This is a genomic window from Streptomyces griseoloalbus (assembly GCA_014650015.1).
GTDB lineage: Bacteria > Actinomycetota > Actinomycetes > Streptomycetales > Streptomycetaceae > Streptomyces > Streptomyces griseoloalbus.
Window position 1 is genome coordinate 135208 of record BMUD01000010.1, and the last position, 16759, is coordinate 151966.

General features: G+C 71.4%; 16 protein-coding genes and 1 pseudogene. 11 read left to right on the forward strand and 6 right to left on the reverse strand.

Translation table 11 applies throughout. The features are described from left to right. Window positions 1-34: 34 nt before the first annotated feature. Window positions 35-916, forward strand: coding sequence for a YegS/Rv2252/BmrU family lipid kinase (locus tag IE178_RS17355; protein ID WP_184765204.1), 882 nt, complete (start codon window positions 35-37; stop codon window positions 914-916). Window positions 917-945: 29 nt separating this feature from the next. Here IE178_RS17355 and IE178_RS17360 read toward each other — a convergent pair whose 3' ends face one another. Beyond that, entirely contained in the window at window positions 946-1377 is a 432-nt protein-coding gene (locus IE178_RS17360) for a hypothetical protein (RefSeq protein WP_193512939.1), read from the reverse strand. 110 nt (window positions 1378-1487) lie between these two features. Between IE178_RS17360 and IE178_RS17365 the strand changes: the two genes are divergently transcribed. From IE178_RS17365 to IE178_RS17390, 6 genes are all read left to right on the forward strand, one after another. Further along, window positions 1488-2168, forward strand: coding sequence for a helix-turn-helix transcriptional regulator (locus IE178_RS17365; RefSeq protein ID WP_184765321.1), 681 nt, complete (start codon window positions 1488-1490; stop codon window positions 2166-2168). Between the two features lie 23 nt (window positions 2169-2191). Continuing rightward, complete coding sequence (locus IE178_RS17370) at window positions 2192-2737, forward strand: DUF488 domain-containing protein (protein ID WP_193512940.1); 546 nt, start codon at window positions 2192-2194, stop codon at window positions 2735-2737. A gap of 104 nt (window positions 2738-2841) precedes the next feature. Further along, entirely contained in the window at window positions 2842-3288 is a 447-nt protein-coding gene (locus tag IE178_RS17375; RefSeq protein ID WP_193512941.1) for a Fur family transcriptional regulator, read from the forward strand. A gap of 25 nt (window positions 3289-3313) precedes the next feature. Then, window positions 3314-5527, forward strand: coding sequence for a catalase/peroxidase HPI (katG, locus tag IE178_RS17380; RefSeq protein WP_193512942.1), 2214 nt, complete (start codon window positions 3314-3316; stop codon window positions 5525-5527). Between the two features lie 143 nt (window positions 5528-5670). Then, a complete protein-coding gene (locus IE178_RS17385; RefSeq protein ID WP_193512943.1) occupies window positions 5671-5904 on the forward strand; it encodes a hypervirulence associated TUDOR domain-containing protein in 234 nt (77 codons plus the stop codon). A gap of 5 nt (window positions 5905-5909) precedes the next feature. Next, window positions 5910-6245 carry a DUF3140 domain-containing protein gene (locus tag IE178_RS17390; protein ID WP_193513023.1) on the forward strand — a complete coding sequence of 112 codons (336 nt, stop codon included), beginning with the start codon at window positions 5910-5912 and terminating at the stop codon, window positions 6243-6245. 83 nt (window positions 6246-6328) lie between these two features. Here the strand turns inward: IE178_RS17390 and IE178_RS17395 are convergent, their stop codons facing one another. Next, complete coding sequence (locus IE178_RS17395) at window positions 6329-7666, reverse strand: cytochrome P450 (protein ID WP_193512944.1); 1338 nt, start codon at window positions 7664-7666, stop codon at window positions 6329-6331. 384 nt (window positions 7667-8050) lie between these two features. Then, window positions 8051-11326, reverse strand: a complete 3276-nt coding sequence (locus IE178_RS17400; RefSeq protein ID WP_193512945.1) for a family 78 glycoside hydrolase catalytic domain — start codon at window positions 11324-11326, stop codon at window positions 8051-8053. 255 nt (window positions 11327-11581) lie between these two features. Between IE178_RS17400 and IE178_RS17405 the strand changes: the two genes are divergently transcribed. Then, complete coding sequence (locus IE178_RS17405) at window positions 11582-12046, forward strand: hypothetical protein (protein ID WP_184765213.1); 465 nt, start codon at window positions 11582-11584, stop codon at window positions 12044-12046. Window positions 12047-12200: 154 nt separating this feature from the next. Here the strand turns inward: IE178_RS17405 and IE178_RS17410 are convergent, their stop codons facing one another. Next, entirely contained in the window at window positions 12201-12623 is a 423-nt protein-coding gene (locus IE178_RS17410) for a DUF350 domain-containing protein (RefSeq protein ID WP_193512946.1), read from the reverse strand. 285 nt (window positions 12624-12908) lie between these two features. On the opposite strand from IE178_RS17410, the gene IE178_RS17415 reads away from it, so the two are divergent. The 3 genes and pseudogenes from IE178_RS17415 (at window position 12909) to IE178_RS17425 (ending at window position 14756) form a co-directional block, all read left to right on the forward strand. After that, a complete protein-coding gene (locus IE178_RS17415; RefSeq protein WP_193512947.1) occupies window positions 12909-13295 on the forward strand; it encodes a hypothetical protein in 387 nt (128 codons plus the stop codon). 166 nt (window positions 13296-13461) lie between these two features. Next, window positions 13462-14304 (forward strand): annotated as a pseudogene (locus IE178_RS17420) (glycoside hydrolase family 16 protein); the annotation flags it as partial. Window positions 14305-14348: 44 nt separating this feature from the next. Further along, window positions 14349-14756 (forward strand): hypothetical protein, encoded by a 408-nt coding sequence (locus IE178_RS17425; protein WP_193513024.1) that lies wholly within the window; start codon window positions 14349-14351, stop codon window positions 14754-14756. Window positions 14757-14895: 139 nt separating this feature from the next. On the opposite strand, the gene IE178_RS17430 is transcribed toward IE178_RS17425, so the two are convergent. Continuing rightward, the gene (locus IE178_RS17430; protein WP_193512949.1) at window positions 14896-15978 is read right to left on the reverse strand and encodes an acyltransferase family protein; all 1083 of its coding nucleotides are present in this window, start codon (window positions 15976-15978) and stop codon (window positions 14896-14898) included. Window positions 15979-16024: 46 nt separating this feature from the next. Further along, window positions 16025-16711 carry an endo-1,4-beta-xylanase XynA gene (gene xynA / locus IE178_RS17435; RefSeq protein WP_184765218.1) on the reverse strand — a complete coding sequence of 229 codons (687 nt, stop codon included), beginning with the start codon at window positions 16709-16711 and terminating at the stop codon, window positions 16025-16027. Window positions 16712-16759: the final 48 nt, after the last annotated feature.

The following is a 16759-nucleotide window of genomic DNA, read 5'->3' on the forward strand; positions in this document are numbered from 1 at the left end:
TCCCCATCCCGTCGGCCGTCCCGGAGGCACACCGATGCGACAGTTCACCGCCGTCGTCAACCCCACGGCGGGCGCGGCCACCGCAGCGGCCGCACTGCTCGCCCTGGCCCGGCACCTCCGTCAGGAGGGAGCCGACCTGCGCACCGAGTACAGCCGCAGCCTGGCCCACGCGCGGGAACTGGCCCGCGACGCCGGGCGGCGGGGACGCGTCGTCCTCGCCGTCGGCGGGGACGGCATCGCGGGCGGCATCGGTGGCGCCCTCAGCGGAACCGGTGCGACCCTCGGCCTCGTCCCGGCGGGCCGCGGCAACGACTTCGCCCGCGCGCTGGGACTGCCCGAGGACCCGGTGGACCTGGCCCGCATCCTGCTCCACGGCGCACCACGGCCGGTCGACACCATCGAGGTCCGCTCCGCCGTCCACGACCGCACCGTCGTCCTCGGCAGCGTGTACGCCGGCGTGGACGCGCTCGCCAACCGGCACGCCAACCGGTCCCGGCTGCTGAAGGGCTCCGCGGCCTACTACGCGGGCGGCCTGCGGGCCGTCACGACCTGGCGGCCGGCCCGTTACCGGGTCACCGTCGACGGCGAGGAGCACACGCACACCGGGTACACGGTGGTCGCCGCCAACTCCGGCTTCTACGGGTCGGGACGCATCATCGCCCCCGGCGCCCGCGTGGACGACGGCCTGCTGGACGTCGTCATGATCCGGGAGGCCCCCCGACGGCTGTTCTTCGCCCTGATGAACGAGCTCGGGACCGGCGCGCACGTCCACCGGCCCCAGGTACGGATCCTGCGGGGCACCGAAGTGAGCGTCGCGGCCGACCGCGACCTCCCCTACGGCACCGACGGCGAGGTCGACGCGGCCCTCCCCGTGACGGCCAGGGTCCTGCCCGGGGCACTGCGCGTGCTGTACTGACCGCGCCGACCACCCCGTCGGAAGGCCCGTCAGGACCGTGCGCCGTGGTAGTGCTGGGCCAGCCGGGCGAGCGCCACCGCGCCGAGCAGCAGTCCGAAGTCGCGCAGCGCGATGTCGTAGTAGTCCGGGATCGTGAGCAGGTCGACGATGATGCCCGCGAGCCAGCCGGCCACCAGCCAGCCCCCGAAGCGCGGCGCGACGCCCACGACCACGCCGGCCACGATCTCGATCACGCCCACCGCGTACATGGCCGCCTGGGCGCTGCCCGGGACGATGTCGTTGATCCACGGTGCGAGGTAGGCGGGCCAGTCCACGAGGAGATTGGCGAACTTGTCCAGCCCGAACAGGATCGGCGCCACGGTGAAGCCCGTGCGCAGGATGACGAACGCCTGGTAGCCCGGGTCGGTGAGCGAGGCTCGCCGAGGTGCCGCCGAGGTGCCGCTGGTGGTTGTGGAGGCCATGGCCTTCCCCTTACGTCTGCTGAACGCGTGCCGAGTCTTCTATCGACAACTCTCATTAACGATAGAAGCCCCGTTCCTCTCTTTAGTCAATGGCTGTTGCTTTTACACTGGTGTTCGTGGACGACACGGAAGAAGTACGCGACAAGGACATCTCCGCCATCGCCGCACTCGACGAGCCCACCCGCCGGAGGCTGTACGAGTACGTGGTGGGCCGGCGGCACCCCGTCGGCCGGGACGAGGCGGCCGAGGCCCTGGGGCTGGCCCGGCAGACCGCGGCCTTCCATCTGGACCGGCTGGCCGCACAGAACCTGCTCGACGTGCTCCATGTGCGCCGCAGCGGGCGCACCGGACCGGGCGCCGGCCGGCCCGCCAAGCTCTACCGCCGCTCGGCGGCACAGATCGCCGTCAGCCTCCCGGACCGGCGCTACGAACTCGCCGGCCGGCTGCTCGCCCAGGCGGTGGAGGAGTCCGACGCCACCGGTGAACCCGTGCGCGAGGTACTGCACCGCAGGGCGCGGGAGCTGGGCGGACGACTGGGGGAGGAGGGCGAGGAGAAGGACCTGCCGCGCCTGCTGGAGCGGTACGGTTTCGAGCCGCGACGCGACGGCGAGTCCGTCGTCCTGGGCAACTGCCCCTTCCACACGCTCGCCCGCGCGCACACGCGGACGGTGTGCGGCATGAACCTCCACCTGATGCGCGGAATGCTCGAAGGACTCCACGAGAGCGGACTCGAGGCCCGCCTCGCCCCCGAACCGGGCCGCTGCTGCGTCCGCCTCGACCCGGCCGCCTGAACCGGCGACGAGGAGGCGCCCCCATGACCCCGCCCGAGCTGTCCACCTTCGGTCACGGAACGGCGGGCCGGGACGCGCTGACCGCACTGCTCCACGACGCCCGGATCGCCGCCGTCGTGGACGTCAGAATCGCCCCGGGCAGCCGCCGTGACCCCGACATGGCGCGGCGGCGACTGGCCACATGGCTGCCCGAGGAGGGCATCTCCTACCGGTGGGAACGGGACCTGGGCGGCTTCCGCAAGCCGCCGCCCGACTCGCCCGACATCATCTGGCGCAACACCTCCTTCCGCGGCTACGCCGCTCACACCCGCACCCCGGAGTTCCTCGCCGCGATGGACGTCCTGCTGGAGCGGGCGGCCCGGGAGCCGACCGCCGTGATGTGCGGGGAGGCGGTGTGGTGGCGGTGCCACCGGCGACTCATCGCCGACTTCGCCGTCCTGGCCCGCGGCGTGCCGGTACGCCATCTGATGCACGACGGACGCCATACGCGGCACAGTCCCACGCCGGGCGCACGACTGCGCGACGACGGGCTGATCGTCTACGACGACACGGCCGCCGCGTCACCCTGACGGCGGGCCGCAACCGGGAGTCACCGGCTGTTACCGGACACGCCCCAAGACTGGACTTGTTCGTTCTCTGGAATTATTCGTGTCTGGGGCTATAGGTTCGCCCCATGACCGGATCCCGGACGCCGACCACCGCGGAGGAGCTGCGCGGTGCCGGCCTGCGCGTGACCGCGGCGCGTGTCGCGCTGCTCGAAGCCGTCCGGGCCGGTGACCACCTCGGCGTCGAGGCCCTCGCCGGCGGGGTGCGTGACCGCGTGGGCCACGTCTCCCTGCAAGCCGTGTACGAGGGACTCCACGCACTCGCCGCGGCGGGACTCGTCCGCCGTATCGAACCGGCCGGCAGCCCCGCCCGGTTCGAGGGACGCGTCGGCGACAACCACCACCACGTCGTGTGCCGCTCGTGCGGTCTCGTCGTCGACGTCGACTGCGAGGCCGGCGAGGCGCCCTGCCTGACCGCGTCCGACGACCACGGCTTCGCCATCGACGAGGCCGAGGTCATCTACTGGGGCCTGTGCCCCGACTGCTCCACCCCCCGCAGTGCCCGAGCACTGTGATCCACCTAGTTCCGGAAGGTTTCCCATGGCTGAGAACCCCGATGCGATCGTCACCGACGCGAAGACCGAGGGCACCGGTGGCTGCCCCGTCGCGCACGATCGCGCCGCGCACCCCACGCAGGGCGGCGGCAACCGTCAGTGGTGGCCGGAACGGCTCAATCTGAAGATCCTCGCCAAGAACCCCGTCGTGGCGAACCCGCTCGGTGAGGAGTTCGACTACGCGGAGGCGTTCAAGGCCCTCGACCTGGACGCCGTGAAGCGGGACATCGCCGAGGTGCTGACCACCTCGCAGGACTGGTGGCCCGCCGACTTCGGCAACTACGGCCCGCTGATGATCCGCATGGCCTGGCACAGCGCGGGCACCTACCGCATCAGCGACGGCCGCGGCGGCGCCGGCGCCGGCCAGCAGCGCTTCGCCCCGCTCAACAGCTGGCCGGACAACGGCAACCTCGACAAGGCCCGCCGCCTGCTGTGGCCGGTCAAGAAGAAGTACGGCCAGAGCATCTCCTGGGCCGACCTCATGATCCTCACCGGCAACGTCGCCCTGGAGCAGATGGGCTTCGAGACCTTCGGCTTCGGCGGCGGACGCGAGGACGTCTGGGAGGCCGAGGAGGACGTCTACTGGGGCCCCGAGACCACCTGGCTGGACGACCGGCGCTACTCCGGCGACCGCGAGCTGGAGAACCCGCTCGGCGCCGTCCAGATGGGCCTGATCTACGTCAACCCGGAGGGCCCGAACGGCAACCCGGACCCGATCGCCGCGGCCCGCGACATCCGTGAGACGTTCCGCCGCATGGCGATGAACGACGAGGAGACCGTCGCCCTCATCGCCGGTGGCCACACCTTCGGCAAGACCCACGGCGCGGGCCCGGCGGACGCCGTCGGCGAGGCCCCGGAGGGTGCCCCGATGGAGCAGATGGGCCTCGGCTGGCGGAGCACGCACGGCACGGGCGCGGGCAAGGACGCCATCACCAGTGGCCTCGAGGTCACCTGGACCAGCACCCCGACCCGGTGGAGCAACGGGTTCTTCAAGAACCTCTTCGAGTTCGAGTACGAGCTCACCAAGAGCCCGGCCGGCGCCCACCAGTGGGTGGCGAAGGACGCCCCGGAGATCATCCCGGACGCGCACGACCCGTCGAAGAAGCACCGCCCGACGATGCTCACCACCGACCTGTCGCTGCGCTTCGACCCGGTCTACGAGCCGATCTCCCGCCGCTTCTACGAGAACCCGGAGGAGTTCGCGGACGCGTTCGCCCGCGCCTGGTACAAGCTGACCCACCGTGACATGGGCCCGAAGTCGCTGTACCTCGGCCCGGAGGTCCCGGAGGAGACCCTGCTGTGGCAGGACCCGCTGCCCAAGGCCGAGGGCGAGGTCATCGACGCCGCGGACGTCGCGGCGCTCAAGGCGAAGATCCTCGACTCCGGCCTGACCGTCTCCCAGCTGGTCGGCACCGCCTGGGCGTCGGCCGCCACCTTCCGCGGCAGCGACAAGCGCGGTGGCGCCAACGGCGCCCGGATCCGCCTCCAGCCGCAGAGCAGCTGGGAGGTCAACAACCCGGACGAGCTCGCGCAGGTCCTGCGCACCCTGGAGAACATCCAGGGCGAGTTCAACTCCGGCGCCAAGAAGGTCTCCCTGGCCGACCTGATCGTCCTCGGCGGCGCCGCGGCCGTGGAGAAGGCCGCCAAGGACGCCGGCGTCGAGGTCGAGGTGCCCTTCACCCCGGGCCGGGTCGACGCGACGGACGAGCACACCGACGCCGAGTCGTTCGCCGCGCTGGAGCCGACCTACGACGGCTTCCGCAACTACGTCGGCAAGGGCAACCGCCTGCCGGCCGAGTACCTGCTGCTGGACCGCGCCAACCTGCTCACGCTGAGCGCCCCCGAGACGACCGTCCTGGTCGGTGGCCTGCGGGTGCTGGGCGCCAACCACAACGGCTCCCAGCACGGCGTGTTCACCGAGACCCCGGGCCGGCTGACCAACGACTTCTTCGTCAACCTGCTCGACCTGGGCACGACCTGGAAGTCCACGTCCGAGGACCAGACCACGTTCGAGGGCCGTGACGCCTCCGGCGCGGTCAAGTGGACCGGCACGCGCGCCGACCTCGTCTTCGGCTCCAACTCCGAGCTGCGTGCCCTCGCCGAGGTCTACGCGAGCGACGACGCCAGGGAGAAGTTCGTGACCGACTTCGTCAAGGCGTGGGACAAGGTCATGAACCTCGACCGGTTCGACCTCGTCTGATCCCTCCGCCCCGCCGATCCCACAGCGTCCGGGCCGACCCGCAGGGGCCGGCCCGGACGCGTTTTCCTGCCCCGAGATGCGTGACCGCCGCCCGCGCATCAGGGTGGAAGCCAGTCGATCGTCATCCGAAGGAGGCGTCCGGGATGGGCAAGGGCAGCGACCGCGGGAAGAAAATCCACAAGGGCGACGAGGTCGCCTGGAGCAGCCACGGCAGCGAGACGACGGGCAAGGTCGAGAAGCGGATCACCGAGCGCACCGAGGCGGCCGGACGCACGGTCGACGCCTCGCAGGAGGAGCCGCAGTACGAGGTACGCAGCGACAAGTCGGGCAGGTCCGCCGTCCACAAGCCCTCCGCGCTCAAGAAGAAGAAGAAGTGAGCACCGTGGACCAGGAGGGCAAGGACGGGACCTGGGACGCGTTCCGCGAGCTGGTGAACATGAAGCCGGCCGATCTCGAGCAGTGGCTCGGGACGGAGGAGTCCCGTGACGCGGGCCAGCACAAGGACGGCGGCGAATCGACCGGGCACGCGTCCGGCCGTCGCATCGTCGGCATCCTCCGCGCCGGACGGAAGGACCTCTCCGACGACGACTACGAGCACATGCGCAAGGTCGTCGGCTACATCCGCCGCCACCTCGCCCAGCGTCCCTCCGGCGATATACGCGACACACGCTGGCGCCACTCCCTCATGAACTGGGGCCACGACCCGCTCATGGACTGAGGACCACGCTCGCGCGCCGGCACGTGCGGGCCCCGGCGGGCCGCCGCCGCTGCGGAACCGCCGGGCGGCAGCCCTGGACACGGTCAGCCCTTGCGGGGCCGCACCGTCATGATCAGCCTGCGGGGGCGCACGGTGGCCCGGGCCACGGGGGTGACGGTCTGCCCGGGGGAGAGGGTGAGCCGGACCTCGGGCAGGATCGTCGCCAGCGCGGTGACGAGCTCGGTGAGCGCGAACCGGTCACCGATGCACTTGTGCTTGCCCGCGCCGAACGGGAGGAAGCCGGCGGGCGGGGAGCCGTCCCGGTGGCGGTCGGGGTCGAACGTCAGCGGGTCGGGGAAGATGCCGGGGTCACGGTGCAGGGCGTGCTGGCAGTAGGCCAGTTCGGTCCCGGGCGGCAGCGTCCACGGGCCGAGACGCGTCTCGGTGACCGTACGGCGGGTCACCAGCCAGCCCGTGTGGTGCAGCCGCAGCGTCTCGGTGATGACACGGTTGAGGTGGGGGAGCCGGGTCAGGTGGTCGAAGGTCACCGGTTCGCCCCGGAGGACCTCGTCCAGCTCGTCCAGTACGCGGGACTCGATGTCGGGGTGGCGGGCGAGTTCGTACAGCACCCAGGACAGCACCGACGCCGTGGTCTCCGTACCGGCCACGGCCAGCGTCAGGATCTCGGAGCAGATCTGATATCCGGTAAGTGGCCGTCCCGTCTCCTCGTCCCGGGCGCGCAGCAGCAGGGAGAGCATGTCCCCGGTGTCGTGCCCCGAGGCCTGCAGTGCGGTGACCGCCCCGTCGATGGTGGCGCGCACGGCGTCGCGGGCCCGGTCGAAGCGACGGTTGGCCGGGAGCGGGAGACGTTCGACCCAGTCGGGCAGCATGACGCGCGCACCGACCCCGTTCATCACCACCGACAGATCGCGGCGCAGCCGGCGGAAGGTCTTCTCGTCGAGGCTGCCGGAGAACACGGTCTTGGCCAGCATGTCCAGCGACAGTTTCACCATCGCCTCGCGCACGTCGAGTCTCCGGCCCGGGCGCCAGCCGGCGGTGGCGGCGTTCGCCTCCTGGCGCATGATGGCGACGTACCGGGCGATCTCGGAGTGGGTGAAGGCCGGTTGCAGCTGGCGGCGTTTGCGGACGTGGCTCTGGCCGGCGGCGGTGACGACGGAGTCGCCCAGCAACTGGCCCATCTTCTCGAAGAACCGGCCCTTGTCGAGGCTCGGGCCGAGGTCGACGAGCATGGTCCGGATCAGGGCCGGGTCCTGGACGACGATCGTCCGGGTCCCCGGCAGGCCGATCTCGACGAGCGGACCGTGGTCGTCGCGGAGCGAGGCGATGAAGCCGAGGTTGTCACGCGCCAGTTGTAACGAGTGGCCCAGGACCGGAAGCGATCCCGAGGCCCTGGGTATGGGGGGAGGAGCGGCGAGCGTCATGGGGGGTGCTCCCTTCACGGCGGCACGGGCGCCGTGATCACTTCCCTTCCGCCGCGGGTGGGTAATCGGCGGCAGGGGGTGTCGTGCGCCACGCCTCCCCGTGCGGCCCGGGCGTGGGGACCCGTTCCGGGAGGAGTCCCGCGGACCCGGCCGCCGGCCAGAGGTCCTGCGGGACGGGGTGTTCGGGGAACGCCACGTTCTCGGTGACCTCGCCGGGGAGACCGCCGTGGCCACGGCGCTCGCCCGAGCGCTGTACCGACCCGCCCCCGCCGCGATGGATATTGAGGGCCGGGTGGACCGTCTCGGGGCGAGCACACCCGCGCCGAGACGGTCCGCCCGGCCCTCACGCACTACCTGGACCACCACGCCGACCGCAGGTGAACCCTACGCCCGTCCGGTGAACTCCCACTGCCCGTGCGGAACCCGGTAGACCACGAACTGCGGTTCCCTGCGCAGGAATCGTGCGCCGTCCGGCGCGGTGACCCGGGACCGGTCGGCTCCGGGGACGTGGACGTCGGCGGTCGCGCCCACGGGGACGCGCACCGCCAGCCGCAGCCGGCCGTCGATCCGCGACCAGGACACCGCGGCCGGTCCGCGCACCGTGCGTATCGAGGTGCGCGCCCAGTCCACCCCCGTACGGGCGTCGGGCCGCACCACGAAGGTGCGGTAACCGGCGTCGCCGGGCCGCAGACCGGCCACGTTCTCGTAGAGCCACTGCACGACCGTGCCCTGGAAGTAGTGGTCGCGGGAGCGGGAGTCCAGCGGCCACATCTCCCACATGGTGTCGGCACCGTGCTCGTGCCAGTGCCCCCAGCCCGGATACGTCCGCTGGGTGGCGATGGCGTGCGCCACGTCCGGGCGGCCGTGGGCGCACAGCACGCGCAGCAGCACGCTGGTGCCCAGCGCGCCCGTGTTGAGATGGTTGCCGCGCTCCTCGATGTCCTTGACCAGACTGTCGACGACGGAGGCGCGGGCGCCCGGTGGCACCAGATCGAAGGCCAGCGGCACGGCGTTGGACGTCTGCCGGTAGCCGGGATCCTTGGCCGTGCGGTAGTGGCCCTCCGGTCCCAGGAAGGCCGCGTTGAAGGCGTCGCGCAGCTTCCCGGCGGCCTCCCGGTAGCGGGCCGCGGTCTCCTGCTCACCCAGCAGGTCGCCCGTCTCCGCGGTGTGCAGCAGGGCGCGGTACAGATACGCCGTCGCCGTGAGGCGGGTGTCCTCGGGCGGGTTGCCGCCGTAGCCCGGTGGCAGGTAGTCGCCCAGCGCGGTGACCGCCAGCCCGTCGCGCAGCCGGGACAGCTCCCAGTCCAGGTAACGCACCAGCGGCGCCCAGTGCTCGCGGGCCGCCCGTTCGTCGCCGTACACGCGGTACATCTCGCGCACCACGAACGGGTACACCGTGGTCCACTCGGGCGACGGGCCGAGGTCGCCGTAACCCCAGCCGCCGCTCGGCACGATCACGGGCAACTGCCCCGCACCGGTCTGACTGTCCGCCAGGTCGCCGAGCCACTTGGACAGGAACCGGTGCACCCCGAAGGCGTACGCCATGACGGGCGCACCGAGCTGCGCGTCGCCGGTCCAGCCGTTCTTCTCGTACATCGGTGTGTCGGTCGGGATGCCGTGCAGATTGTTCAGCACCGTCCGGCGCATGGCCCCGTCCAGCCACTCGTAGAACGGTTCCGAGCAGGAGAAGTCGCTGACCTCCTCGACCCGGGTGTGCACCACCCGGCCGAGCACCTGGTCGGGGGAGGGCCGCGCGGGCAGCCCGCTGATCTGCACGTAACGGAAACCCTTGTACGAGAACGAGGGCTCCCACACCTCCTCGTCGCCCCCCGCGCACACGTACTCGTCCGTCTGGAAGCGACCCGGCACATGACCCGTCTCGGCGTGCACGCTGCCGTCGTCCTTCAGTTTCTCCCCGTGCACCAGCCGTACCACGGTGCCCGCGGAGGCGTCCCGTACGGTCAGCCGCGTCCAGCCCGCCATGGTGCGGCCCATGTCGACCACGTACACCCCGGGACGCGACTCGCGGATCTCCGTGGGCCGCACCGTCTCGATGATCTCGATCGGGTCGTGCGGCTGGGCGCGCAGCGTACCGGCGGGCGCCTGCTGCTCTCCGGCCGGGCGCCACGCGCTGTCGTCGAACCCCGGGCGGGTCCAGCCGGCGGGGAGCACACGGGCGTCGAAGGTCTCCCCGGCGTACAGGGAGTTGGTGCGGGTCGGGCCCTCGGTCAGCCGCCAGTCGCCGTCCGAGGCGACGGTGGTGCGGGAGCCGTCCGGGTGGTCGATCTCCAGCTGAGCGAGGAGACGCGGCTCGCCGTGCCAGGGCGGGCGGTGCCAGTTCCACACGTTCGGGGTGGTCATGCCGAAGAAACCGCGCCCCAGGGTGACCCCGAGGGCGTTCTCGCCGCGCTCCAGCAGACCGGTCACATCATGCACGGCGTACAGCACGGTCTCGTCGTAGTCGGTGAAACCCGGGTCGAGGACCTGCCGTCCGACACGGCGGCCGTTGAGGTGCGCCTCGTAGTAGGCGAGTCCGCTGATGTACAGCCGCGCAGCGGAGATCTCCTTGCGCACGGTGAAGGCCCTGCGCAGGAGCGGCGCGGGCTGCTCCGGCACCGCCACCGACACACCCGCGCCCCAGGGCCCCTGGCCGTACGGTGCGAGAACGGCCGCTCGCGCCCAGCCGGTGTCGTCGAAGTCCGGTCGCTGCCAGCCCTGTTGCTCCGTCTGCGAGGTGCGCCACTCGGGACCGGTGACCCGTTCGTGGCGCTGCCCGTCGGCGGTGTCCACGACCAGACGGACCAGCAGGCCGCCCGGGTTGACGGTGGCCCCGCCCCGGTTGGTGGCGAGCGCGGCCAGGACGACCTCACCCTCCCCGCCGGGTTCCCGCCCGGTCTGCGCGGCGCGGACGAGGTCCGTGATGTCCGCGAAGTTCCCGGTACGCCACCCGTCCTGCCGCTCCGGCGCGTGCAGCACCCGCTCCCCTGCGGCGTACAGCGTGAAGTCGTCGTCGGCGGTGGCGACCAGTACCGCCCGCCGGACCGCTGCGCCCGCGGGCAGTGCCAGCCGTGCCCGGAACCACCGCGGGCCCTCGGGCGCGTCGGAGGAGGTGGCGCCCGGCGACCAGATCCACGCGGCACCGTCGAACGACGGCGGCTGCGGCGGGGCGTCGGCACCGATCCAACGCGCCCGCCAGTCCTTCTCGGACAACGTTGTCTCCCACCAGCGCGGCTCGCTCCAGCGGGATGCCCGGCCCTTCGCGTCCCACACCCGGACCCGCCAGAAGTAGCGGGTGCGGGGGAGCAGTTCAGGGCCGCCGTAGACGACTCCGACCGTCCGGTCCGAGGCGACCTTTCCGGAGTCCCAGACCTTCCGGCCGCCCCAGCGGGCGTGGTCGCGGACCACCTGGATCCGGTACGCGCTCTGCCGGGCACCGTGCCCCGGCGCCGCCAACTCCCAGGACAGGCGCGGGCGTTCGACGTCCGTGCCGAGCAGTGTTCCGGCGTACTCGACACTGGTGCGCACGATGTGCAGCCCGCTCGCCCCCGGTCCGGACGACGGTGCGGCCGCCGCCGGTGCGGTGGCGGTGAATGCGCCGAGGCCCGCTCCGGCGGCCACGGTTCCCTGCAGGAAGACTCTGCGCTTCCATCCTTCAGTCATGATGCGCGTCCCTCGCTCGTTCCTGACCGACGATGCTTGAAACGTTTCACTGCCGCTCTTCAGCGATCCTATGGACGCGAAGTGAGGCCCTACAAGAGGTGTGACGGAGAGGATGTCGAGGACACGCCGACGGGAACGGCGTGTATTGCACGCACGTTGTCGGTGTGAGGTTGCACAATGATCTTAAAAGGAGATCAACTCCGGCGGCGCGCTGGGTAGACGGTCTCATGTCCCGGCTCCGGAAAGGTCCCGCTCATGCTTTCGACCGTCAACCGCACGAAGGCTCTCGCCGTCCTGCCGACCGCGCGCCGTGGGGGACCGGTGACGACCGGGCTCCGGGACGGTCTCTCCCGGTCCCGCACCCCTGCCGACACCACTCACGCCGACGTGCTGCGCATCATCGCCGATCCCCGCAGCCCCACGTACGTCACCGTGTACGCGGGCGGCCGCCGCAGATACAGCTACTGGCGCCCGCTCGACTCCGCCACCGGCGCCGGTGGCTGCTATGCCGCCCTGCCCACCGCCGCATGCGACGAGCTGCACGAGGCCGGGCGGATCACGCTGGGTGAGCCGGTCGTGGATCCCAACCGGACGACGTACCGCGTCCGTCCCGCCACCCGCGCCCAGTCGGTCACGCGCCCCCAGTCGGTCGCCCACCCCCGGCCCGAGCCGGTGCGCCCGGCGCGGGAACGCGCGCGGGAACGCGCGCGCGTGGCCTGAGCGGGGCGGGCGCCGTCGGGGTGATGCCCGGTCCGCGAGCCGTTGGCGCCTCGACGGCGCCGCACACGCTCACGTGCGCCCGCTCCTGAACCGTCACCCGCACCGGCCGGCTTGTGCGCCCGGACCGGGGCGCGGGAACCGTGGTCCCGTCTGGTCAGGCGATGGACGCCGAAATCACGGCGGACACCGCGAGGTTGCAGGAGGCGGTCACCCAGACCGCCGGGTGGGGTTCGGGATCGACCAGCGTGGCACCCAGGCGACCGGGCGTGATGAGATCCACCACCAGGAACGCCACGGCCATCATCACCAGCCCCAGCACCCCGAACGCCGCGGTCGACGCCAGCCCCTTGCCGAAGTCCTCGTACGTCGTCCAGATCGACGTGAACACGATGCCGCCGATGCCGAGCAGTGAGGAACTGAGCACCACGGAGGCGTTGCGGTTGCGCTCCTGCCAGATCTGCCGGCCGAGCTTTCCCGGCGTCAGTATGTCGACCAGGACGATGCCGAGAACCAGCAGGACCAGTCCGAGTGCGCCGTAGGCGGTGGCCCGGCCGAGTCCGTTGACGATGTCGCTCATGAGGTTGCCGGCTCCGTAGCGTGAGAGATCGTGAATGATCGCGGTCAAGGGCGAGCAAAATGTAGCGCACCCGTTCGGCCCCCTGACCTGGTGCCCCGCAGTCCGGCACGGTGCACGGCCGACCACGCCAACACAGAGCGGGGAAACACCGTTCGTGCGTGCCGGTGCCGGCGAGTCATGCCTTCGCACATCCGGGGCATCAGAAAGCCCATCGGGCGTCCGCGGGGCGCGGGCGGCGACCGGCCGCCGACACGACCCGCGACGGCACGCGAAGGAGATTCAGCCATGAGCAGGGGCAGCCGCGCTCTCACCGTCCTGTACGTCGCCGTCGCCCTCTGGCTCTCCTTCTGCACGGTACGCACCTGGGGCACGGTCCCCGCCTGGAGCTCCCTCGCCATGGCGGCCGCCGCCCTCGCCCCCGTCGTGGGTGTCGTCCGTGAGACCGTCATAGCCGACGAATGGCATGCCGTCGCCGTCCTCCGTGAACGGGAGGGCCGCCGGGCGTCGTGGCGCGACGCGGCGGCCGCGGCGCTCGCGCGGGCCGAGGTGGAGGCCGCGGCGTTTTCACGGGCCGAGGTGGAGGCCGCCTGCTGCGAACGCTGGTGGACGTCGTGCGCGACCGAACACGACCCCTGCTGCGCACATCGGACGGCGTGGGGCAGCACGGCGTGAACAAGGGGCCGGGGCCCTCCCCGGGTGCGGCGCTGTGCATTCCCGGTCTGTACCCGGGTCTTGACGCCTTCTTATCTCACACCTTGAATCAAGGGGCTGCACTTTTCCCCCCACAACCTCGGTCGGCGCACCCGTGCACACGGGTCGCCGTACGGAAGGGAGAGACATGTCCTCTCCGCGCACACGCCGCACCTGGCTGGTCGCCGCCCTGTCCGCCTCACTGATCGCGTCCGGTGCGGTCGGGTCCGCGCAGGCGGAACCGGCGGACGTCACCGCCCCCGCGGCCGTGGCGTTCTCGGACACCTTCGACGGGCCCGCCGGCGCGGCGGTCGACTCCTCGAAGTGGCAGATCGAGACCGGCGACAACGTCAACAACCATGAGCGGCAGTACTACACGGCCGGAAACAACAACGCCGCCCTGGACGGCCAGGGCCATCTCGTCATCACGGCCCGCAAGGAGAACCCGGCCAACTACCAGTGCTGGTACGGCACCTGCGAGTACACCTCGTCCCGCCTGAACACGTCCGGGAAGTTCACCGCGCAGTACGGACACATCGAGGCGCGGATGAAGATCCCGCGCGGGCAGGGCATGTGGCCGGCGTTCTGGATGCTGGGCACTCCGGTGAACTGGCCCGACTCGGGTGAGATCGACATCATGGAGAACGTCGGCTTCGAGCCCTCCACGGTGCACGGCACGATCCACGGCCCCGGCTACTCCGGCTCCGGCGGCATCGGCGCCGGCTACACCCTGCCGGGCGGCCAGGCCTTCGCGGACGACTTCCACACCTTCGCCGTCGACTGGGCGCCGGACTCGATCACCTGGTCCGTGGACGGCAACGTCTACCAGCGGCGCACCCCCGCCGACCTGGGCGGCCGCAGCTGGGTGTTCAACAAGCCGTTCTTCCTCATCCTGAACCTGGCGGTGGGCGGCTACTGGCCCGGCGACCCGGACGGCTCCACCGTCTTCCCGCAGCAACTCGTCGTGGACCACGTGACCGTGACCACCGGGTGACACGGCCCGTGGGCCTCCCCCGCTCGGCCTCGGGCTGGACCATGGCCGTGTTCGGCGTACTCGCCGCAGCTCTCGGCACGGTGGGCCTCGTCTCGCCGGCCGCGCAGCTGTCGATGCTGGGCCTCGCCACGCCCGGCGAGCGGGGGAGCGGCGACCACACGTCGGCCTTTGTGACGGCGTCGTCGATGGCGGCGGTCAACATGGGCGTGTACTACGTGCTGGCCGCACTCGCCGACTGGCGGGCCTTCTTCCGATGGACGGTCCCGTTCAGGCTGCTGACCTGCACGGTGTTCACGGTCGCCGTGATCGGCGGAAGGGCACCGGAGGCGTTCATCGGCGTCGGGGTCTGGGAGGGCCTCGGCGCCGTCGCGACGGGCGTGGCGCTGCTGCACGAACGGCGTGCCACCAGCAACGCCGCGCGGTCACGGGTCCGTACCGAGACGACGTGAGCGCGCCACCGCCCCGGACCGTCGGGTCCGGGGCGGCGGGTTCGACCCGACGCCGAAGGAGAGGGCGGCGGAAGGAGGTTCGCGACGCGGGGCGACGACGTCTCGGCGGAGCCTCGGGAGGGCGTGGGCGCCCTGTCCCTCACCGCCTGAACGCCCAGTCCGGCCTCGGTTCCACCGCCCAGCGGAAGACCCGTCGTACGGGTGCCGTGCACAGGGCCGTCACGATCACGGCGGCGGCCAGGGTGACGGTGATCGCGCCCAGCGGGCGGTACAGCCACTCGGGGTCGTACCAGCCCCCGTACTTGCTGCCCTGCGCGACGAATCCGTGCAGGAGATAGCCGTACAGCGTGGCCGAGCCCAGTGTCGTGAACCAGGTCCGCCGCTCCGGCACCCAGGCGAGGAAGCACGCGACGAGGAGCAGCGAGCAGCCGAACAGGACCAGGGTCATGGCGGGCCCGTACCAGGCCGGCGCGGACAGCTCCCGCGCGCTGTCACGGTGGTAGAGCCACGCGGACGTCACCCGGGGGGCGGCCCAGTACGCCACGGCCAGTGCGCCGGCGAAGACCGGTACGGCCAGGACGCGCACCCGGCGCCGGCGCACCGTCCGGAAGTGCTCCGGTCGCAGGAACAGGCCGAGCACGAAGTACGGCAGGAACTGCAGGGTGCGCTGTATGTCGAGGTCTTCACCGAGGGACGGGGAGAGCGTGGCGAGCATGGCGACGACGAGGGCGACGGGGACCGGCCACCGCACGAGCTGCCACAGCGGTGCGGTGAGCCGCCACACGAACAGCGCGGCCAGGAACCAGGTCAGGTACAGCGGCTCCAGCAGCGTGACCGGTCGGTCGGGCACGCCGTCCGTCCACCGGGTGAACAGGGTGTACGCCGTCTCGAACACCACATACGGCAGGACCACCCCGGTGATCAGGCGCTTGACGCGCTGCGGGCTGCCGTCGAAACCGCGCGAGTGGTACCCGGCGAGGACGATGAACGCGGGCATGTGGAACGCGTAGACGAGCATGTACAACGCGCTGACGGCCCGACTGCCGTCGCGCAACGGTTCCCATGCGTGCCCCATCGCCACCAGCACGATCGCCAGATACTTGGCGTTGTCGAAGAACGCGTCACGCCGAGGCGCCCGCCCGGACCTCTCGTCCGGTCCGGCGGGCGCCTCGTCGTGCGGTCGCGTGGGGGATGAGGCGACGGCGATGTGGGGCGACGACATCCCGGGCGCCTCACCCGTTCCGCGGGTGGCTAAACCTGCGACCGGTTCAGCCGCTGACCGAGATGCTGGAGTTGCCGCTGCTCCGGTACCCCTCGGTCGCGAGGATCATGTAGTAGTTGAAGCTGCCCAGCCGCATGCCGGCGCGCGACCAGGCGTCGAAGTGGTTCCCGGTGGTGATGGTGCCGCCCGTCCGCTTCTGCTGGCGAACGCTCCAGTACTGGTCGAAGGTCTTGGTGCCTTCCACGGACGGGGCGTTGTAGCGGGTGGTCTGGTAGATGTCGTACGTGCCGCCGTCGCTGGTCACGGTGCCCTTGTACGTGCCGGTGGGCCGGTAGGTGCCCCAGTTGTCGACGATGTAGTACTCCACGAGCGGGTTGGACGTCCACCCGTAGAGGGTCAGATAGCCGTTGCCGGACGGATTGAAGCTGCCCGAGTACCGCACGGTCCGCCGTCCGCCGTTGCTCCAGCCCTTGCCGCAGACGAAGTTGCCGCAGTTGGTCCAGGAGGTGCGGTAGCTGCCGCCGGAGGACAGCGTCATCGAGACCGATCCGCCGCCGTCGGTCCAGAACGAGTAGTAGTAGCCGTTGTTGTTGCCGGTCTGGTTGGTGGTGATGGTCGTGTCCGCGTGCGCGGTGCCGGGCAGTATCAGGCCGGATGCCGCGCCCAGCGCTAACGCGCCGGCGCCGCCGAGCACACTCCTGCGGCTGATCTGCGGGCTGTTGTTCTCGTGCATGCGTGCTCCCTTGGGTGAACCGGCGGAACGGCCGGGTTTCTTGGTGCC